Genomic DNA, 14,967 nt, shown 5'->3' with positions numbered 1-14,967 from the left:
ATGCTGGCAGGCCGGCTCCCCGAAAGGAGCCGGCCTGTTGAGAGATTAGCAGGCGTCACTTTGCACAGGCATCGGGCACCTTCGAATAGTCCCAGCCCTTGGTTGGCGCCGGGTTCGAGAAATAGGCGTCGAGCCATTCCTCCGGCATCGGATCTTTCGGCGGGATCGGGAAGATAGACACGGCGTCCGTCGTCATGCAGTCCTTGTACCAGGCACCGAGATCGGCGGTGTGGACAGGCGGGATCGGGATCAGCAGCGTGTTCAGCTTCGGCTTCTGCCCGTCGAGCATGCGCTCGCCGACGCGGAACAGCGTCTGCGCGGTCCAATGCGGCAGCACCGCATGGCCTTCGAAGCGGTACTTGTCGGGGTTGGCCTTCCAGTAGCCCAGCGCATCGCCGGTGATCGAGCCGGTGATCAATGGTGCGGGCCGGCCGGCTTCTGCGAAGGCTTCGGCGACGACGCGGCTTTCGCTGCCTGTCGTCCACACTGCATCGATCGGCGCCGGGTTGGTGGCGATCGCCTGCAGCACCACGGTCTTGGTGACGTTGGCTGTCCAGTTGCCATTGACATTGCGCGAGATCTTCAGCTTCGGATTTTCAGTCAGCGCCTTGTCCGCGCCCTGGCGCTCCTGCACCACGATCGGGTGTCCGGCGATGCCTTCGACCAGAAGGATGCTGGCGCCGTCCGGCTGCGCCTTGCCGATCGCCGCCATCATGTCGTAGCCCCAGCGCGCATAGTTGGAATCGACATTGATGGCGTTCGGGCTGGTCACCGAACCGGCAGCGGTGATGAACGGAATGCCGGCTTTGGCGGCAGCGTCGATCGCATCATCGAGTGCCGTCGCCGAGCCCGGGATCGAGGTGATGATCGAGCACTTCTTGTCGATGAAGGCGCGGATCTGGTTGATCTGCTGGCTGGCGTCATTGTTGGAATCAGACACCTCGAAGCTGGACACCGTTCCGTCGGCGATCAGCCCGTCGACGAGACGCTTCAATTCCTTGGTCACCGTGACCCGCCACGGATTGCCCTGGTAGGATTCCGAGTGGCACCATTTCCACGGTTTCGGCGGCGCTGTGAAATTGTCCCAGGCCGAAGGCAGCACCTTCTGCGGCGCGCCGTCATATTGCGCCTTGAGTTCGGTCGGCAGCCCGCCGATGACGCCTTGCACATCCTGCGCAAAGGCGGTCGTTGCAAGCGAGGCAAGCGCGGTTGCGGCCAGCAGGCCGCGGATCATTCCTGTCATCTCGTTCTCCTCCGTTCGGTTTGGTTCAGGCTCCTCCACCGGCAGCGCCGGACACCTGCACCGGGGAACTCTCCCGAAACAGGCGATTGAGATCGGCAACAACCTGTCGGGCTTGATGCCGGGAGGTCATGCCGGAAAGGATGCGTTCGGATGCTGCTTGCTGGAAAGTCATGTAGCCGTCGTGGCGCGGCCGCACCCATGCACCCTCCAGCGTCGCGCGCGTATCCCGATAGAAGTCGCCGGTCGCTTCATTGACAGCCTGGTCCTCCCAGGCCGCTGCATGGCCGGGCTGGCCGCCGGCGGCGGCATAGGCGCCACGCTGGACATCGCCGCTCGCGACCCAATAGGCGAAGTCGATCGCGGCATCCCTGGCTTTGGAAAAGGCTGATACGGCTATGCCGGTGCCGCCAAGCGCCGAACCGACCGGGCCGCCGGAACCGATGACCGGAACATCGGCAAAGGCCAGCCGGTTCGCCCGAAAGCCAGCCGTCGCATAGGAAACGTAACCATAGATCAGTGGCGCGCAGACGAACCTGGAACCGGCCTCCGCCATACGTTCGGAGACGGCAATCGGGTCCATCTCGAAACACGCGGGATCGACCAGCGCTGCGATCTCGCGCATTGCCTCGAAGACTTGGCTACCGATCTCCACATCGATCAGATCGTCGGATGGATCGGTCGTGCAGGCATGCCCGAGATTCCCGGCAAGCGTGTAGAACACCATCAACACGTGAGGCGGCCGCAGCGGCAGCAGCACGCGGCCTTGCCGGGCGAGATCGAGCACCTCGCTCCAGCGCGCCGGTGGCGCACCGATCGCATCCGGACGCCATGCCTGGACCTGCGTTGCCGCATCGATCGGGAAAGCCCATTGCCGTCCTTGCCAGTTGTAGCTCGGATAGGACTGGCCGATGCTGCCCGAGGCAAGGGCCGTGCGTTCCGCCTCGCGTCCGGCGACATCCAGCGGCTCCAGGCAGCCTTCGGCCGTGATCTGGCCGACATGCGGATGGTCGATGACGATGAGGTCATAGGCGCGCGCCAGTTCTTCGACCGGGAAGGATTCGAAGTCCTGCAGCGAGCGCTTGTCCCATTCGATGGCAATACCGGTCTTCTGCTGCCACAGCGCCGAGCAGGCGACCATCGGATCATAGCCACGCGGATGGCTCCAGGTCATGCCTTTGAGCTTGGGCGAACTCACAGGCCGAACTCCGCGCGGATGGCGGCACTGTGCTCGCCGATGCGGGGCGCCGCCCGATCGGCCTTGGCTCTTATGCCATCGACCCGGAGCGGCGAACTGGTGGTGAGGATCGAGACATCGTCCTCGCGCGTCACAGTCTGCAGCATGCCGAGGGAATGGAACCCTTCGCTCGCCAGCATCTCCGGCCAGGTCAGCACTTTGGCGCACCAGATGTCGGCCGGCTCGAGGATATCAAGCCACTCGTCGATCGTCTTGGTGGCGATCCGCTGTGCGATGATCGCCTTGATGTCGTCACGCGCGGTGAACCACGACGCAGGCTTGTCGCGATAGGGTGCGAGTTCGCTGAGCGACAGGAGATCGGCCAGCTTGGGAATCGGCGTCATGGCGATGGCGAGGTATCCGTCCTTGGCCGGGTAAACACCGTAAGGCGCCGACAGATAGGCATGCGCGCTGCGGAAGCTGGAGCGCCTGGGCAGCCGGCGGCCGTCATTGAGATGCGTCGTCAGCACCTCGAACTGGAAATCGACCAGCGCTTCCAGGAGACTGGTTTCGATATGGCTGCCCTGGCCGGTGATGCCGCGCCGCACGAGTGCGGCCAGAATGCCCTGCGCGCAGGCGGCACCGGCCAGCATGTCGCCGATGGCAAGACCGAACGGCACCGGCCCTTGGTCCTCATCGCCGTTCAGCCACATCACGCCGGAGCGCGCCTGCGCCAGCAGGTCTTGGCCGGGTCTCTTGACCCATGGTCCGTCTTCGCCATAGCCGCTGATCGAGGCATAGACCAGCCGCGGATTGATCTTGCGGACCGCCTCATAGTCCAAGCCGAGCCGCTCGATGACGCCCGGCCGGAAATTCTGGATCAGCACATCGGCCTTGGCCAGAAGGCCGCGCAACGCCTCGAGATCGGCCTCGTTCTTGAGGTCGATGGCAAGACTTTCCTTGGCCCGGTTGATGGCATGGAAGATGGTGGAATCGCCGCCGATCTCGGTGTCGCTGAGATAGAGCCGGCGCGACAGGTCGCCGCCATCCGGACGCTCGATCTTGATGACGCGGGCGCCGAGATCGAGCAGCCTGAGTGAGCAATAGGGCCCGGACAGGAACTGGCTCATGTCGACGACGACGAGACCGGCGAGCGGCAATTCGGCTGCTGCCGGCATGCTATTTCTCCGTCTTGCCGACGAAGTCGGCCGGGTTGCGGTACTTCACCGTCTGCAGATGCTCGCAATAGAGAACCAACTCGCCTTCGCCCTTGAACACCTCATAGCTGGCGCGGATCAGCCCCATTTCCTTGTAGCGGGGCTTCTTGTCGAGGTTGGAGCGGATCGAATAGATCGTGTCGCCAATGAAGACGGGTTTTATGAAGCGGAGCTTGTCGTAGCCATAGGAGAAGGCATTGACGCAGTTGGTGGCGACCAGCCCCAGGCCAGCCGAAAAGACAAAGGCGCCGGCGATCAGCCGCTTGCCGAAAATGCCTTCGTTCTCGGCAAACATCTGGTCCTGCACATAGGGGTGGATGTCGAGCACCAGCGTGTTGAACAAATGGCTGTCGCCTTCGGCCATTGTGCGCCGCAACGAGCGGATCTTCTGGCCGACGGGCCAGTCCTCGTAGAACCAGTTTTCGGCATTCCACACCGGCAGCGCGGCGTGATCTCCGGGCATGTTCTTGGGATGCGTCGAGGCGACGCCGACGGTAGGTGCGAAATCGTTCATGGTCGGCACCGCCAGACCTGCATGGGGCACGTCACAGCTGTCGGAAAACGCATCAAGGCGTCGAAATACAAGACGTCTCCTCCCGTCAATCTTCTTTTGTAAATAGTATTTTCACATATGGGGTTGCGTTGCAAGCGTGAACAGGCGAAATTTTGGCTGCTCCCGCGCGCCAAAGCGCAGGCGGGTAGGGGAGGAAATCATGCGCGAGAATTGTCTGGTCTTTGTCGGCAGCCTGAACCGCGAGGCGCCGTATTTTCAGGGCGCTCGGGGCGTCGGCCTCAGCGTCTACAGCTTTGACGAGACGACGCTGGAAACACGAAAACTGGCCGAGACCAACGACGTCGACAATCCGACCTTCCTCTCGGTGACACCGGACGGCTCGCGGATCTACGCCAACTCGGAAGTGTTCACCTGGCGCGAGGGCACCGTCTCAGCTTACAGCTTCGATCGAGCTTCGGGGACGCTCATTTATCTGAACAAGCAACCGTCGCTCGGCAGCATAGCCGCCCACAACACCATCACCCGCGACGGGACAAAACTGCTGGTCGCCAATTACGGCATGGGCGAGGGCGGCCCGGATCGCGCGGTGGCTGTCTATGGCTTCGAAGAGAACGGCGCCTTGTCGGCGCCGCTCGCCAGCGTTTCGCATGAGGGCAGCGGCCCGAATGTGGCGCGGCAGGAACGCTCGCATGCGCACAGCGTCACCGAAACCATCGGCGGGGGAACAGCCATCGTCGCCGACCTCGGCATCGACCGGCTGGTGTCTTACCGGATCGAGCGCGAGGGCAATCTGGCCAAGCTAACCGAATCCGCTTTGCCATCCGGCGCCGGTCCACGCCACCTCGCACTGCATCCGAACGGACGCTTCGTCTTCGTCATGAACGAACTGGATTCGACCATCGTGTCGATGGCGCTGGACGAAGCCACCGGCAAGCTCTCGATCATCGACGCAAAGCCGGCGGTGCCGGCCGAGGCACGCGACAGCAACCACTGCGCCGATATCCAGATCTCACCGGATGGCCGTTTTGTCTACGGCTCCAACCGCGGCCATGACAGCGTCGTCATCATGGCGGTCGACCAGCAGACAGGGTCGCTCAGCCTCGTCAGCTATATCCCTTGCGGCGGCGCGACCCCGCGTAACCTGGCGCTGACGCCGTCAGGCGGCCATCTGTTTTCCGCCAACCAGAATGGCGACCGCATTTCGATCTTCGCCCGCGACGCCGACAGCGGCATACTGACCGACACCGGGCGCGCCATCGAGATCGGCACGCCGATGTGCGTCAAGATCGTGCGCTGAACGCCCACAACTGCGAAGCCTCGGAAAAAATCGCCCGAGGCTCAAGCCTGTTGTATTGCCGAGAGCTTCCAGTTCGATCCATTCTCACGCACGAAAGTCCACAGCTCGGTCGTCTCTGTCGGATGATCATCGTCGCCCGCGACGATTTTGCCGCTGGCCCGTTCGCGCGTCACGTCACGAGATTCGTAGCGCAAGGCGGCTGTGGCGTAGTCGCGCTCATCCTCGCGCCAGCTTTCCGCGATGTCGGCCTGCAGCAAGGTGATATCAGTCACCTCGTTCCTGAGACCTTTCTGGGCATTGTCGGCCAACTCTTCCGAAAGATAGGATACCATTTCGGGTGTAACCGCCCGGCGCAGAGCGGCATGGTCTTCGCGCCCGAATGCTTCCTGGACATCGGTCAGCAGCTGCTGGAATGCGTCGAGATCCGTCTGGGCCAGCGTGATCTCCTCGGAGGCGGCGGCCGGAGAGCCTCCACCTGAACCGCCGCTGAAACCGGGAATTGTGAAGGAGCCTGCAGTCTGCTGCCCTGCCGTTGAGCGGTTCTCAAATCGCGAAGCCTGGGCATTGCCGGCACCTGCGAGCGCCGGCGCGGGGCCGCGCGCGGATTGCGAGCGGAAGAACCTGATGGCCAGCATGATCGCGCCACCGATCAGCAAGGCCTGAAGCAGGAAACCGAACATGCCGGCCAGGCCGCCGAAGCCCTGACCCAAAAGCAGGCCGAACAGGCCGCCGAGCAACAGGCCGCGCATCATCGTTCCACCGAAACCGCTCATGAAGCCGGGCCTCTGCAGGCCGGCCTGCGGCTGCCGGGCCGCGTTGTTCACACCGGTGTTGGGCGTCATCGACCGCTCGACCGGAGCGGTCGGTGCTGGGGCCGTCCTGGTCGGCGGTGCCGATTGGAACGTACGCATGCCACGACTGCCGAAACTGCCGCCACGACGGGCCTCGGCATGGTCCATCGCAACCATGGAGAATGCAAGGAACAGTCCTGCAAAGAGGGCTGCAAATCGGCTGGTGCGGGAAATCATCGGAGATGAACCTTTGTCGATGTGGTTTCGGAAGTTTCAGCAAGTGCCGGCCTGGATGTCGGGCATCATGCGGTCAGTCGAACAACTCTTCGAAGAATGATTTCTTCCGCTTTGGATAGCGGTGACCGTGCGAGCGGGAATAATCGTCATCGCGGCTCTGGCCATGTTGTGGCTGGGAGAATGCTGCCGGCTGTGGCTGCGGCGCGGGCGCCGCTTCCCTGCCGGAACGCTCGATGATCTTGTCGAGTTCTCCTCGATCAAGCCAGACGCCGCGGCACTGCGGACAGTAGTCGATTTCGATACCCTGGCGTTCGCTCATCACGAGCGCGACGCGGCAGGAGGGGCAAACCATACCGAGGAGGGAAGTAGATGTCATACGGGGCTCCAAACCGAAAGGAATGAGCCCGCTTGACCGAAAGAATGGAAACGGGCCCGTTAAAGCGGTCCGACATCACAATCGCCAAAAGCGACAGTCAGAGGGGCCCGGCCCGCACCGAACAGTTAGGGATGCAAAGCCGCGGCTTCAAGGTCGATATTGCCCTGCAAGAATGATTTGTTCGCCAGCGTTGCTCAGGCAGTCACCACGATTCAAATCGTCACCACGATCTCAGATCGTCACTACGATCTTGCCGAACTGCTCGTTCGACTCCAGGTAGCGGTGCGCCTCGACGATTTGGTCGAACGCGAAGGTCCTGTCGATGATCGGCCTCAGCGTTCCGTGCTCCAGACCTTCGACGATAAACGCCTTGGCGGCCTCGAGTTTCACAGGGTTGCCGGTGATCTCGTGGACGAGGTAGCCGCGCAGTGTCAGCGTCTTGCTCAGCACCGCTGGCAGCGGGAATGGCGTCGGCTCGCGGCTGACACCGCCATATTCGATGAGGATGCCGCCACGCGACATGGCCGCTGTGAGTGGCTCGAAGATCGGGCCGCCGATCGCATCGAACACGACGCGCACGCCTTCAGGCCCTGCGATCTCATTCAGCCGTGCCGCCAAATCCTCCTCGGCCAAGGTGACGACTTCAGCCGCGCCGGCATCGAGCAGGGCCTGCCTCTTCGCCGATGTCCGCGTCACCGCAATCGCTGTTGCACCGACCCTGTTGGCGATCTGGATTGCCGCAAGCCCGACGCTGCTCGAGGCTGCGGTGATCACCACGTGGTCTCCGCTGTGCAGCCCGGCGATATCGATCAGCGCGCCATAGGCGGTGAGATACTGCATCCAGACGGCCGCTGCCGTCTGCCAGTCGAGCGACGGCGGATGCTTGACGACAAGTCCGGCGGGGTAGGTGGCAAACTCGCCATAGGCCGGCCAGCGGATCATCGATTGCGGCGGGATGACACTGACGCTGTCGCCCGGCGCGAAATCCTTCACGCCGACACCAATAGCCTCGATGACGCCCGCTGCCTCGAGGCCAAGCCCCGAGGGGAGCGTCGGCGTCTCGATATAGGAAGCCGCGCGCAGCAGCGCTTCGGCGCGATTGAGGCCGAGTGCCTTGACCCGGATTTGAACTTCGCCCGAACCCGGTGGGGAAAGCGCGACATCCTCGATGCGCAGAACCTCGGGGCCACCATGCTGGTGAAAGCGAACTACGCGTGTCATTCGGATACTCCAAATCATCTGAACCGAATGAGCTATGCAGCCGGTCTTGCCAGGGATAAATGGCTGTAAGAGAAGAACAGTAGAAACCAGGAGTTCTGAATATGGATCGGCTTGAGAGCATGGCCGTGTTCGTCAAGGCGGTCGATCTCGGCTCGTTCGCGGCCGCGGCGGTCGCGCTTGATCTCTCCGGACCGATGGTCGGCAAGCATGTCCGGTTTCTTGAGGAGCGGCTGGGCGTGCGGCTGCTCAACCGGACCACGCGACGGCAGAGCCTGACCGACTTCGGCCGCGCTTACTATGAACGCTGTCGGGTGGTGCTCGCCGAGGCCGAAGCCGCCGATGCGCTCGCCGCCGAACAGTTTTCGGAGCCACGTGGAAAACTGCGGGTCACCATGCCGGCGCATTTCGGGCGCCATTGCGTGACCCCCGTGTTGCTGAAGCTGGCCCATCAATATCCGATGCTGGAACTCGACCTGTCGCTCACCGACCGCTTGGCGGATCTTGCCGAGGACGGCTACGATCTCGCAATCCGCACCGGCACTCTTGACGACAAGGTGGGGGTGATTGCGCGTCGCGTCGCGCGTCAGGGCATGGTCGTCTGCGCGGCACCCTCTTATCTCAGAATTCATGGCGAGCCGCAGCGGATCGAGGATCTCGCCGACCATCAGGCGATTGTCTACCGCCGGCTCGGCCAGGTCGTTCACCCGTGGTTGTTTGTGCGCGAGGGGCAACCCACGCTCGAGATCACGCCAACCGGACGGCTGCGGCTCGACGATCTCGATGCCATCGCTGACGCGGCCGCCGACGGCATGGGGCTGGCCTGGCTGCCCTGGTGGCTGGTACGCGACCGCATTCAGGCCGGCGCGCTGATGGCGCTGTTGCCGGACCAGCCGCGATATCTCTACGACTGCCACGCGCTTTGGCTGCAGACACCGCATCTGCCGCTGAAGGTGCGGCTGGCCGTCGATGCGCTGGCCGTCGCCTTGCCGAAATCGATGGCCTGATTGCCAATCGCCGCCGCTCAGTTGAGATCGCGCCGATACTCCTTGACCTCGCTGCGGTCGACGATCCGCTCGTCTCCGTCATGGGCAGTGATGTGGGTCTCGATCCGCCAGACGTCGCGCAGCGCGCGCACCGTCGCCGTCACTGAAAGGCGCGCCTGCCAGTCGCCGCGGCCATAGGATTTTTCCCAGGTGCAGGTGCCGACCGCCGAGGTCGGGTCGTCGGGGTGAATGGAGAACCGGTCGACATGCTTCGCTGAAAGGACGATTCCCGTATGCGGATGCCGCACCGTGCCGCCATCATTGACGACTTGGTAGACCGTCTCGCTGGTGACCTGGTCTGTCGAAACCGAGCGCTGAAAACCGTCGCCCTTGGCCAGAACCTCCTGCTCCATCGGCGCGGCGCTTTCCGGAGCCAGGAAGGCCCCCAGCGTGTCGTCCAGCTTCTGCGGCGCGCGCACCGGCAGGATCAGCCGGCTGTCCCCGCAATGGATCGACAGCGTCGCCTGCTCGGCGGTCGGAAAGACGATCGGCCAATGCGATGTCGCCAGTGCCAGCCGGATACGCTCGCCAGCCTCGAAACGCTGCCCGCAGCAGCGCAGCTTGATGCGGACGGTCTCCGCCCGGCCCGGCACCATGGGTACGATGTCCAGATCATCGTTGCGATGGCTCAGATTGAGGATGCCGTAGCTGATGCGCGAGGCAGCACCTTCCGGGAACACTTGCGACAGCGTGGCGGACAGAAGCGCAACCGGCTTGTCGGAGGAGAGCTTGACCTCGAATTCGGGAAAACCGAGGATCTCGACCGCTTCGGTCAACGGCGCCGTCTCGAAGATCAGGGCATTGCCTTCTTCCGTGCGTTGGTCGACCGGCAAGGTAGGCATGACGCCATAACCGCACCAGGCGCCGGACGACAGGCCGGCCGTCTGCGGCGATGAAATCTCCAGGATCGTGTCTTCGCCCCTGGCCTCGCTCAGCACATGCGGCGCAAGGTTCAGCACCTTTTCGCCGATTCCCGGCCCCGGCCATGCCGGCTCCGCGACCCAGCGGCCGGGTCGCTCGTCATAGATCGCTGCCGGCCGTGCGGGATCTTGAATCCAGGCGCGCAGCATCGGCTCGTCGGCAATGCCGGTGTTTATGCCCTTGAGATATTGATCCCACCAGCGCAGGCACTCCTGCAGGAAGCCGATGCGCGGTCCCGGCATGGCGAAGTGCGGATATTTATGGCCCCAGGGTCCAATCAGCCCTTTACGGGGACCGCTTAGCTTTTCCAGCATCCGGAAGATCGGATTGGGATAACCGTCGGCCCAGCCGCCGACGGCGTAGACCGGGATTTCGACATCGGAATATTCCTCGCAGATCGAACCGTGCTTGTAGAAATCGTCGCGGCGCTGGTGTTCAAACCAGTCCTGCATCCAGATGCCATTGCCATTCAGCCGTTGTTTCCAAAGATCGCGCCAGCGGTCGCCGACAATGAGCGGGTCGGGCGGGGTCATGGCGATGGCCCAGGCGGTGGTTCCCCACATCAGATTGTCGCACATCATCGCGCCGCCGAGATAATGCACGTCGTCGTTATAGCGGTCGTCGGTCGAGCACAGCGAAACGACGGCTTTCAGCGCCGGCGGCCGGCGGGCCGCGACCTGCAGCCCGTTGAAGCCGCCCCAGCTGATGCCGATCATGCCGACGCTTCCCGAGCACCAGGATTGCCTCGCCAGCCATTCGATGACCACCAGGCAGTCATCCTGCTCCTGCTTCAGATACTCACCCTTGCACAGCCCTTCGCTGTCGCCCGAGCCGCGCATATCGACCCGCACGCCGGCATAGCCGTGACCGGCGAAATAGGGATGCGTCAGCGCATCGCGCTCCACCGTTCCGTCACGCTTGCGATAGGGCAAATATTCGAGGATCGCCGGCACGGGATCGCTCTCCGCGTCTTCCGGCAGCCAGACACGCGCCGCCAGCTTGACGCCATCCGGCATCGGAATCCACAAATTCTCGATCTCGCGGATTTTGCGCGGGAAATCGGTGACGATGCGGATATCTTGCATGGCGGCTCCTCTCAACGCCCCGGCCGACACTTGCGCCGGTGGCGATCCTTATGTGTTCAGCGGGAAATGGCAGGTTAGACGGCTGTCGCCGACCGAGGCCGGGACGGGGACATCCAGCGCGCAACGGCCCTCGGCCTGCGGGCAGCGTGTGTGAAACTCGCAGCCTGAGGGGCGCGCCAGCAAGGACGGAACGTCAGCCGGCAGCGTGATGCGCTGGTGCACCCGATCTGGATCGGGCTCGGGGTTGGCGGACAGAAGGGCCGCCGTATAGGGATGATGCGGGGCACGGAAGATCGCTTCGGTTTCGCCCTGCTCGACGAAGCGTCCGAGATACATCACCGCCATGCGGTCGGCGATCTGGCGCACGACATGCAGATTGTGGGTGATGATCAGCATCGACAGGCCCATGCGGTCGCGCAGGTCGTTGAGCAGGTTCAGCACCTCTCCCTGCACGGAGACGTCGAGGCCGGCGGTCGGCTCGTCGGCGACGACCAGCACCGGGTCCAGCGCGATCGCCCGCGCAACGCCGACGCGGCGCGCCTGGCCGCCGGATAGCTGGTGCGGGTAGCGGTCGGCGAAATCGCGCGGCAGACCGACCAGCGCAAGAAGCCGTGTGACTTCAGCGTTGAGATCGCGATCCGACAAACCGTGGATGACGAAAGGCTCCGACAGCAGCGAGCGCACGCTGAGCCGCGGCGACAGCGATCCGACCGGATCCTGGAACATCATCGGCATGCGCCGCCGCACCGGTTTCATCGCGGCGTTGGACAGGCCTTGCAGTTCCTGTCCTTCGAACACGATCGTGCCTGCTTTCACCGGCTGAAGACCGTTGAGGGTGCGCGCCAGCGTCGTCTTGCCCGAGCCGGATTCGCCGACCAGCGCGAAGGTGCTGCCTCGTTGAAGCGTGAAGCTGACGCCGGAGACCGCTTCGATTTCGGTGGCCCGCCCCGCGAGCCTGGCGGACAGGCCGCCAACCCGAAACGAGACGCGCAGGTCGCTGACACGGAGCAGGTCTTCGTTCATGCGCTCATGGCCCCCAGTGGAACGTCCGCGTGCCAGCAATGGGCGATATGAGATCCGCCGACAGGGGCGTTGGGAGGCGTCGTCAGGCATTGGGCGTCGGCGCGATCGCAGCGCGGCTGGAAGACGCAGCCGCTTGGTCGGCGGCGCAGGTCCGGCAAGGTCCCGGCAATCGTCGGCAGCCGGGGCACACGCTGCGACAGCCGGGCGGGATCGCAGGCCAGCAGCTTCTGCGTGTAGGGATGGCGGGCGTCGTGGAAGATCTCGCGGGTCGTGCCGCTTTCCACCACCTCGCCGGCATACATCACGATCATCTCGTCGCAGAGTTCGGCGATCACGCCCAGATGATGCGAGATGAACAGCACCGAGCAGCCGATGTCGCGCTGCAGATCCTTGAGCAGTTCGATGGTGGCCACCTCCAGCGTCGCATCGAGCGCCGTGGTCGGCTCGTCGGCGATCAGCAGCGCTGGCTCCATCATCAGCGCCATGGCGATGGCGATGCGCTGCTTCATGCCGCCGGAGAATTCGTGCGGAAACTGCGTCAGCCGGCTTTCCGGATCGGGAATGCGAACCTTGCGCAGCATGGCGACCGAGCGCGCATCCTTGTCCCGCTTCGACAGACCCGAGCGATACTGGATGTCGCGCATCTGCCGCCCCACCGACAGCACCGGGTTGAGCGCACCCATCGGGTCCTGGAAAACGGTGGCGATCCTTTGCCCGCGCAGGCCGCGCATCGCGGTGGGGTCGAGCCGGGCAAGGTTCTTGTCGCCCTCGAAGATGATGTCGCCCGATAATATCTCGCCATTGTCGGCGAGCAGGCCGAGAATGGCGTTGATGAGCGTCGACTTCCCGCAGCCGGATTCGCCGACCACGCCAACGCTGCGGTTGGCCGGCACGGAAAAACTCACCTGCTTCAGCGCCTCCAGTCGCCCACTCTCGGTGTGGAAGGCGACGCTCAGATCCTTGATCGCGAGAACCGTCATGACCGCCCCTTCAGCCGGGGATCGAAGAGGTCGCGCAGCGTCTCGCCGAAGAAGGTGAAGCCGAGTGTGGTCAGCACGATGGGCAGGCCGCCGGCAATCACGATCCAGTAGGAATCGCGGATGTTGGCAAAGCCGTCATTGAGGATCGCGCCCCAGCTCGGCGTTGGCGGCCGCACGCCGAGCCCGAGGAAGCTCATGCCGGCCTCGATCGCCACCACCACGGGAATGTCCATCGATATCAGGATCAGGATCGGGCCGATGATGTTGGGCAGGATATGGACGCGCAGGATACGGCCGGCACTGGCGCCCATCGAGCGCGCCGCCATGACATGTTCGGCCGACTTCAGCACCAGCGTCTGCGTCCTGATGATGCGGGCATAGCCCGGCACATTGACCAGCATCACCACCAGCACCACCGCATAGAGCGAGGGGCCGAACAGGGTGACCAGCGTCAGCGCCAGCATGACGGTGGGAAAGCTCTTCACGGCGTCGAAGATCAGCAGCAGCACATTGTCGAGCCAGCGCGGCCCATAGCCGGCGATCAGCCCGAGCACCACGCCGACGACCAGCGACACCGCTGTCGCGCCCAGCGCGATCAAGAGCGCGACGCGCCCGCCATAGAGCACCCGGGTCAGAAGATCACGGCCGAGGTGGTCGGTGCCGAGCAGATGCAGCAGGCTCGGCGAAGCGAAGCGTTCGGCCGGCGATATCTTGCTCGGCGCATAGCTGGTCAGCGCGCTGGCAAACACCGCCGACAGCACCACCAGCGTCACCAGCGTCAGGCCGACGGCGCCGAGCGGCTCGCGCATGATGCCGCGCACGGTGCGCCACAATCCGGACAACCGGCTGCCGCCGGAAGACAGCTCAGTTGAAACTTGATCTGACACGGGGATCCAAGATACCGACCAGAATGTCGGCCGCTACGTTGACGAGGACGAAGAAGACCGTGGTGACCAGCACGGCTCCGGAGACGATGGGGTAGTTGCGCACCGAGATCGCCTCATAGACCAGCTTGCCGATGCCGGGGCGGGCGAAGACGATTTCGGCGAAAACGGAAGACGACAGCATGTGGCCGATGCCGACGCCGAGCAGGGTGATCGTGGGCAGCACGGCAATGCGCAGCGCGTAGGTGTAGACGATCCGGTGCTCTGTCAGGCCGAAGGCGCGCGCCGTGCGGATATGGCTGGCCTCCAGCGTCTCCAGCATCGAGGCGCGCACCATGCGCGAGATGTAGCCGATCCAGCCAAGCCCGACCGCCAGCGACGGCAGGATGAGGTGCTGGAGCCGGCTGGCGAGGTCGCCCGGTTCGCCGGCGCCGATCGCCGGCAGCCATTGCAGTGCGACCGCGAACACCAGCAGCGAATAGATGGCGACGACGAAGGACGGCACCGCGATCATCGCCACCGAAAGAACCCCGATCACCTGATCGACAAAGCCGCCTCGGCGCACCGCGGCGATACAGCCAAGCGGGATGCCAAGCGCCACCGACCAGGTGATGCCGCCGACCACCAGCGCCAGCGTGAACGGAAGCTGCTCGATCACCACGTCCAGCACCGGCCGGTTCGACAGAACCTCGGTGCCCAGGTCACCGCGCAGGACCGATCCGTAGAAGTGCAGGAACTGCCGCCACACCGGCTGGTCGAGGCCCATGCGTACGCGCAGCGCCTCCATCATCTCCGGCGTCGCGCGTGGCCCCAGCGCGACGGAGGCCGGGTCGCCGGGAATGAGGTAGACCATGGCGAACATCATCATCATAGCGACGCTGATGATGATGGCGCCAAGCCACAGACGCTTGAGGGCGTAGCGGATCATTTTCGGTACCTGTCGGACGGTCTTTGGTGGGGG

General features: G+C 64.0%; 14 protein-coding genes. 2 read left to right on the top strand and 12 right to left on the bottom strand.

The window, feature by feature from the left end; translation table 11 throughout:
* Positions 1–55: 55 nt before the first annotated feature.
* The 4 genes from RPF88_RS15885 to RPF88_RS15870 are packed head-to-tail and all read right to left on the bottom strand — an operon-like array spanning position 56 to position 4,148.
* Positions 56–1,243 carry an ABC transporter substrate-binding protein gene (locus tag RPF88_RS15885; protein ID WP_024502499.1) on the bottom strand — a complete coding sequence of 396 codons (1,188 nt, stop codon included), beginning with the start codon at positions 1,241–1,243 and terminating at the stop codon, positions 56–58.
* Positions 1,244–1,268: 25 nt separating this feature from the next.
* Complete coding sequence (locus RPF88_RS15880) at positions 1,269–2,438, bottom strand: extracellular solute-binding protein (protein ID WP_063167546.1); 1,170 nt, start codon at positions 2,436–2,438, stop codon at positions 1,269–1,271.
* Positions 2,435–3,595 carry a CaiB/BaiF CoA transferase family protein gene (locus RPF88_RS15875; protein ID WP_024502501.1) on the bottom strand — a complete coding sequence of 387 codons (1,161 nt, stop codon included), beginning with the start codon at positions 3,593–3,595 and terminating at the stop codon, positions 2,435–2,437. Before RPF88_RS15875 ends, RPF88_RS15880 begins: the two co-directional genes overlap by 4 nt.
* Before the next feature lies 1 nt (position 3,596).
* Positions 3,597–4,148, bottom strand: a complete 552-nt coding sequence (locus RPF88_RS15870) for a MaoC family dehydratase (protein ID WP_013533014.1) — start codon at positions 4,146–4,148, stop codon at positions 3,597–3,599.
* A 199-nt stretch (positions 4,149–4,347) separates the two neighbouring features.
* Between RPF88_RS15870 and RPF88_RS15865 the strand changes: the two genes are divergently transcribed.
* Entirely contained in the window at positions 4,348–5,445 is a 1,098-nt protein-coding gene (locus RPF88_RS15865; protein WP_063167548.1) for a lactonase family protein, read from the top strand.
* Between the two features lie 41 nt (positions 5,446–5,486).
* Here the strand turns inward: RPF88_RS15865 and RPF88_RS15860 are convergent, their stop codons facing one another.
* The 3 genes from RPF88_RS15860 to RPF88_RS15850 all read right to left on the bottom strand — a co-directional run bounded on the left by RPF88_RS15860 (position 5,487) and on the right by RPF88_RS15850 (position 8,070).
* Positions 5,487–6,473: a Tim44 domain-containing protein gene (locus RPF88_RS15860; protein ID WP_063167549.1), complete on the bottom strand. Its 987-nt coding sequence runs from the start codon at positions 6,471–6,473 to the stop codon at positions 5,487–5,489.
* A gap of 73 nt (positions 6,474–6,546) precedes the next feature.
* Positions 6,547–6,849 (bottom strand): TFIIB-type zinc ribbon-containing protein, encoded by a 303-nt coding sequence (locus RPF88_RS15855; RefSeq protein ID WP_024502504.1) that lies wholly within the window; start codon positions 6,847–6,849, stop codon positions 6,547–6,549.
* Positions 6,850–7,080: 231 nt separating this feature from the next.
* Positions 7,081–8,070: a zinc-dependent alcohol dehydrogenase family protein gene (locus tag RPF88_RS15850; RefSeq protein ID WP_337122673.1), complete on the bottom strand. Its 990-nt coding sequence runs from the start codon at positions 8,068–8,070 to the stop codon at positions 7,081–7,083.
* A gap of 101 nt (positions 8,071–8,171) precedes the next feature.
* On the opposite strand from RPF88_RS15850, the gene RPF88_RS15845 reads away from it, so the two are divergent.
* Positions 8,172–9,074, top strand: a complete 903-nt coding sequence (locus RPF88_RS15845; RefSeq protein ID WP_063167551.1) for a LysR family transcriptional regulator — start codon at positions 8,172–8,174, stop codon at positions 9,072–9,074.
* A 17-nt stretch (positions 9,075–9,091) separates the two neighbouring features.
* Here the strand turns inward: RPF88_RS15845 and RPF88_RS15840 are convergent, their stop codons facing one another.
* From RPF88_RS15840 to RPF88_RS15820, 5 genes are read right to left on the bottom strand one after another with little or no spacing between them, the layout of a single operon-like run.
* Complete coding sequence (locus tag RPF88_RS15840) at positions 9,092–11,119, bottom strand: CocE/NonD family hydrolase (protein WP_063167552.1); 2,028 nt, start codon at positions 11,117–11,119, stop codon at positions 9,092–9,094.
* A gap of 48 nt (positions 11,120–11,167) precedes the next feature.
* Entirely contained in the window at positions 11,168–12,142 is a 975-nt protein-coding gene (locus RPF88_RS15835; protein ID WP_013533007.1) for an ABC transporter ATP-binding protein, read from the bottom strand.
* Complete coding sequence (locus RPF88_RS15830) at positions 12,139–13,122, bottom strand: ABC transporter ATP-binding protein (protein ID WP_063167553.1); 984 nt, start codon at positions 13,120–13,122, stop codon at positions 12,139–12,141. Before RPF88_RS15830 ends, RPF88_RS15835 begins: the two co-directional genes overlap by 4 nt.
* Complete coding sequence (locus tag RPF88_RS15825; protein ID WP_082826413.1) at positions 13,119–13,964, bottom strand: ABC transporter permease; 846 nt, start codon at positions 13,962–13,964, stop codon at positions 13,119–13,121. The genes RPF88_RS15830 and RPF88_RS15825 overlap by 4 nt, the downstream gene beginning before the upstream one ends.
* 22 nt (positions 13,965–13,986) lie before the next feature.
* Complete coding sequence (locus RPF88_RS15820; protein WP_063167554.1) at positions 13,987–14,934, bottom strand: ABC transporter permease; 948 nt, start codon at positions 14,932–14,934, stop codon at positions 13,987–13,989.
* Between the last annotated feature and the right edge of the window lie 33 nt (positions 14,935–14,967).

This window comes from Mesorhizobium sp. ISC11 (genome assembly GCF_037162595.1).
Taxonomy (GTDB): domain Bacteria; phylum Pseudomonadota; class Alphaproteobacteria; order Rhizobiales; family Rhizobiaceae; genus Mesorhizobium; species Mesorhizobium ciceri.
The sequence above is the reverse complement of the archived record's forward strand: the minus strand, read 5'-3'. Positions and strand labels throughout refer to the sequence as shown.